Source organism: Frankia sp. CeRuru1 (genome assembly GCF_977966315.1).
The window spans coordinates 1-4,848 of record NZ_CDWWEW010000380.1; the positions used below are offsets into that span (position 1 = coordinate 1).

Annotated in this window: 5 protein-coding genes and 1 pseudogene; 2 read left to right on the forward strand and 4 right to left on the reverse strand. The window is 66.8% G+C overall.

Annotated elements, in window-relative coordinates; genetic code table 11:
- Positions 1 to 20: 20 nt before the first annotated feature.
- From AC08OP_RS20775 to AC08OP_RS20790, 4 genes and pseudogenes are all read right to left on the reverse strand, one after another.
- Positions 21 to 1,024, reverse strand: a pseudogene (locus AC08OP_RS20775) (IS5 family transposase).
- Entirely contained in the window at positions 1,021 to 1,689 is a 669-nt protein-coding gene (locus AC08OP_RS20780; RefSeq protein ID WP_476615713.1) for an IS630 family transposase, read from the reverse strand. The pseudogene AC08OP_RS20775 and the gene AC08OP_RS20780 overlap by 4 nt, the downstream one beginning before the upstream one ends.
- Complete coding sequence (locus tag AC08OP_RS20785) at positions 1,614 to 2,153, reverse strand: winged helix-turn-helix domain-containing protein (protein WP_476615714.1); 540 nt, start codon at positions 2,151 to 2,153, stop codon at positions 1,614 to 1,616. Before AC08OP_RS20785 ends, AC08OP_RS20780 begins: the two co-directional genes overlap by 76 nt.
- Before the next feature lie 146 nt (positions 2,154 to 2,299).
- A complete protein-coding gene (locus tag AC08OP_RS20790; protein ID WP_476615715.1) occupies positions 2,300 to 2,662 on the reverse strand; it encodes an integrase core domain-containing protein in 363 nt (120 codons plus the stop codon).
- A gap of 14 nt (positions 2,663 to 2,676) precedes the next feature.
- Here AC08OP_RS20790 and AC08OP_RS20795 point away from each other — a divergent pair.
- Positions 2,677 to 3,878 (forward strand): IS3 family transposase gene (locus AC08OP_RS20795; RefSeq protein ID WP_476615716.1). Its coding sequence is split into 2 segments (ribosomal slippage): positions 2,677 to 2,941 and positions 2,941 to 3,878, totalling 1,203 coding nucleotides; the frame shifts between segments, so codons are not numbered across the junction.
- A gap of 305 nt (positions 3,879 to 4,183) precedes the next feature.
- Positions 4,184 to 4,708 (forward strand): SRPBCC family protein, encoded by a 525-nt coding sequence (locus tag AC08OP_RS20800; protein WP_476615717.1) that lies wholly within the window; start codon positions 4,184 to 4,186, stop codon positions 4,706 to 4,708.
- Positions 4,709 to 4,848 lie beyond the last annotated feature (140 nt).

Below are 4,848 nucleotides of genomic sequence, written 5' to 3' on the forward strand. Positions count from 1 at the left end.
GGGTGCGTATTTGGTTGTGATCAAGGGGTGGTTTGCGTGAGCTCCTTGATCCAGATCATCGAGGCGCGGAGGTGGAGACCTGCGAGGTAGCTGCCCGGGGTCTTGTCATAGCGGGTGGCGATGCCTCGCCAAGCCTTCAGCTTGTTGATCAGACGCTCGACGGTGTTCCGCTCCTTGTAGAGATCAGCGTCGTGGCGGACGGGCCGGCCGCCCCTACTGCCCTTCTTCTTCCGGTTGGCGGCCTGGTCCTTCTTCTCCGGGATGACCACCTTGATGCCGCGTTTCCGCAGGTAGGCGCGGTTGCCGCGGGACGAGTACGCCTTGTCCCCGGCGACCGCGTCGGGTCGGGTGCGGGGACGGCCGACGGGCCCGGGGACCCGTACTTTCGCCAGCACGGGGATGAACTGCGGGCTGTCCGCGGCCTGCCCCGCGGTCAGGACGAACGCCAGCGGACGGCACTTGCGGTCGGCGGCGAGGTGAACCTTGCTGGTCTGCCCGCCCCTCGACCGTCCCAGCAGAGCAGCTTTCAGCCGCAGGCCGTGCCGACGCCGGATACGTCGTCGCTCTTCCCGCTCGGGGTCACATCCGGCGTTCTGCCCGTCTTGTCCCTCCGAGTCGCCCCCTTTTCCCGGGTTTTCTCCTCCTCGACAGCGGCTTTCTCCAGGGCGGTGATGACGTCGTGGCCCAGGTGCATCCCGGCAGCGTCGTGGTGGGCCCGGGCGGTGGTGGAGTCCACACTGACCAGGGACAGGTCCACCTCACCCCGCTTCGCGGCCTCGGCGACCATGCCCTCCAGCAGGGCTTCGAAGACACCAGCGTCCCGCCACTGCCGGAACCGGTTGTGGACCGTCGGCCAGGCACCGAACTCCGCCGGCATCTCCCGCCACTGCCCACCCGTCCGGAACCGCCAGAGCACGCCTTCGAACTGCGCCCGCAGCCGCGCCGGGTACGGGCCGAACCCGCCGATCGGCAGGTAAGGCTCGATGAACACCCACTCCTCGTCCGTCAGTTGCATCCGTGTCATGCAGGACGATCTACCGGATCAGGCCCCGCCACGAGTGCGAATCCCGCAGACAGATCACAACTCGACACGCGCCCTAGGCCGGTTTCGGCGAGGAACCCGAGGAGCACCCCGGGCCGGTACTGCAGCCGTTTCAACCCGTGCTTGACCGCCCGGTGGACGTCGTCGAGGGTGCGGGCGGCCAGGTGCACCAGCGCGGTCCGCTTGAGCTGGGACCACACCCCCTCGGCCGGGTTCAGATCCGGCGCGTACGCCGGCAGTGCCACCGTGCTCACCCAGCCGGCGTGCTCCCGTAGGAACGCGGTCATCTCCGCTTGGCGGTGGATGTTCACCCCGTCCCAGACCAGGACCAGCCGGCCCCCGGGAAGCTGCGCGTGCGCGGCGACCAGCAGATCCCGACAGTCCTGCCAGCCGATGCCCTTGCGTCCACCGCCACCACGCCAGGTCCGGGCCCGGTAGAGCAACCGCGGGCGCCACCCGGGCCGGTAGCAGACCATCCCGACCACACTCACCCGCCCGGAGCCGCCCCGGCCGGGTACCCGCACTACCGGGGTCTGTCCCCGCCGACCCCAGGTCCGTGCCCGTGGCGGCCTCAGGCCCTGTCCTGTCTCGTCCAGGAAACAGACCCAGGCTCCCTGGGTCGCCGCGGTCTTTGTACCGCCGGCCACTCCCGGTGCGTCCAGGTCTCGACCGCGGTGTCGTCGCGTTCGATCGCTCGACGCGCAGGGAGCTGACACGACCAGCCGTTGCGGTCCAGCAGCATCCACACCCCGGGCAACGTGTACGTGAACCCGAACTCCCGTTCGATCACCTGCGCGACCCGGGCCAACGTCCACCGCTGATCATCCCAGCCGTACGGTCCCGGACCCCGGCGCAGGATCGCCTCCAACCGGGCCAACTGCCGATCCTCCAGCCGGCACGCCGACAACGGACCGGTCGACCGCAGCGCGCCCGCACCCCCTGACTCCCACGTCTGGTACCAGCGGCCCGCCGTTTTCGGGGTGACTTTGAATTCCCGGGCCACCTCCGCCCGGGTCGCACCCTGACCGAACCGGACAGCCGCGGCCATCCGGACCTGTTCCCGTTCCACCTGCTCGGCGGGCGTCAACCCGCCACCCGTCGCATACCTCATGTAAAAGTTTTACCCACCCGCCAGTGGCCATCACCAGGCGTATTGACACCACACATTAATCATCAGTATGACCGCCTGATTCCGCCGACTATAGCTGAGGTGAGCCTCGTTTTCCGGACACCTGCGTAGTGGAAACATTATCCAGCTTATGCGGCCTCCGTAATGGTTGCGGCGGTTGCGCGGTAGAGTTTTTCAACGTGCCCGGGGGTTCGGCAGCCGAGGGTGGAGTAGAGTCGCTGCCGGTTGTAGAAGATCTCGATGTGATCGGCGATCGTGGTACGGGCGACGCGGCTGGTCGGATAGTTCTCGCGGTGGACGAAATCATTTTTCGGGCTCCCGAATAGCGACTCGGCCAGGGCGTTGGTGTGTCCGGAAGAGGGCTGGAGGAGATTCTGGAATAGAAGTCGGAACGCTCGACAGTGACCGTGCCGTTTTCGAGATGCAGGTAGGCCCTTTGAGGCGCCTCTTTCCTTCCGGACAGTGACCCCTACTAGAATTAGGGGCAGCACGGAAGGGGTAATAGTTGACGCAGAAGCGCAGGAAGTACTCGCCCGAGTTCAAGGACGAGGCGGTGAAGATGGTGATCGAGACATCCCGTCCGATCGCCGACGTCGCACGTGAACTCGGCATCGTCGAGGGAACACTCGGGGTCTGGGTCGCCGCCTACCGGCGCGCCCACGCCGGCGAGGCGCCATCACCGGCCGCCGAGGACAACGCACGGATACGCGATCTCGAACGGCAGAACCGGGAACTGGCCATGGAGAACGCATTCCTAAAAAAATGCGCAGCGTACTTCGCGAAGGATCATCGGTGAGCGACATGTTCGAGTTCATCGATGCGGAGTACGCCGCCCGCACCACCACGAACAGCACCACACCGAAGCCCTCTGTCACCCAGATGTGCGCCTGGCTCCAGGTCTCCCGTTCCGGTTTCTACGAATGGCGTGACCGCCCCACGTCCGCGACCGCGACCCGCCGCGGCGAGCTCGCCACCCTCGTCCAGCGGTCGTTCACCGCCTCCGACGGCACCTACGGCTACCGGCGCGTGCACGCCGACCTGTGTGCCTGGGGCCGTCCCTGTAGCCCCGAGCTCGTCCGTGCCCTCATGCGCGAGCAGGACCTGGAACCGTGCCAGCCCCGCCCCTGGCGGCACGCCCTGACCGAACAGGACCAGGACCCCACCGCGATCCCCGACCTGCTGCAGCGCGACTTCACCGCCGACACCCCGGGCACCAAGATGGTCGGTGACATCACCTACATCCCGACCTGGGAAGGCTGGCTTTTCCTCGCGACCGTCATCGACTGCCACACGAAAGCCGTCATCGGCTGGGCCATGGACGACAACTACAGGACCGGACTCATCGACACCGCCATCACCATGGCCGCCCGTAACCATCAGCTCACCGACCAGGCGATTTTTCATTCGGACCGCGGAAGTAACTACACATCGGCCCAGTTCGCTGCTACCTTGAAGAAGCTCGGGATCCGCCAGTCCGTCGGCCGGACCGGGATCTGCTACGACAACGCGATGGCGGAATCGTTCTTCGCGGCCCTGAAGAACGAACGGGTTCACCGTACCGTCTACCCCACCCGCGCACACGCCCGACGAGACATAGCCCGATACATAGAACTCCGCTACAATACGACACGCCGCCACTCGGGACTTGACTACCGCACCCCGCGACAGGTCCACGACGAATATCTGAAAAAGCAGTCCGCCGCTTAGATCATCTTAATAACGGCTGTCCGGATTTAACGGGGCACACCACTTCTGCGTCGGCATGCAGGTGCTGGTTCAAACCGCCACGAGCTGCTGTGATGAATGATCCATTGGGCTTGAACCGCAGCGCCTCACGGCGCAGACCGAAAGTGAGCCAGAGCCCTGTCCGGACCAGGCGATACCGGTGCGACAGGGGTTACGAATCGGGTCGCGGACCGACCCCTGCCCCTGGCAGGTCACTGCCACTGCCGCATGGTGAGGCTGCGGTCAGGGTGCCGGTAGCCCGCAGCTGTGGGAGTAGGCTTTCAGTCGTGACTGCAGGTGACCCTCTCCACGGCACGTTCGTTCTCGACCGCGAGCTGAGCTCGTCGCCGGCGGAGGTCTATGCTGCTTTCGCGGAACCGGACCGGCGTGTCCGGTGGGTGCGCCTGCCGGGAAAGGCCGACCCGGGCAACCGGTATGACGTGAGCCTCGGCGGCACCGAGCTTCTGCGCAGCACCATGCGGATCGGCGATTCGGTCGAGCGGATCGAGCGCCGTACGCACACCCTCCAACTGGTCCCCGGGCGGCTGCTCGTCTTCACCTACGAGGCGGTCGTCAACGACCAGGTGCGCTGGGTGTCGTTGGTCAGCGTCGGGCTGCGGGGCAGCCGGGAGCAGGCGGCTGGCACGAAGCTGACGTGGACCGAGCAGTACGTCCTGCTGGTGATGACCGGAGACGGCGCGGACGACGTCGCGCATCTGCGGGGTGGCACGGGACTCCACCTGAATGGGCTCTCGGCGGCGCTCGGGGAGGGATCGGCGATGCGCTCGGCGACGCCCCTGAACGGGCGCTGAGCGGCGGTCGCTCCGAGGCGACCGCCCCCTCGGGCCCGCGCCGCCGGCCTGCAGCCGAGGGCGCCGTGACCGGCGATGATCCTGGGCGAGGGCGGGGGACGCCGCTGCGCTGTGCCGGGAACAATCAGGTCAAGGACGAA

Bases quoted from the DNA above. Each gene is read 5' to 3' on its own strand.
- AC08OP_RS20785 (WP_476615714.1), bottom strand. From the start codon at position 2,153: ATGAGGTATGCGACGGGTGGCGGGTTGACGCCCGCCGAGCAGGTGGAA.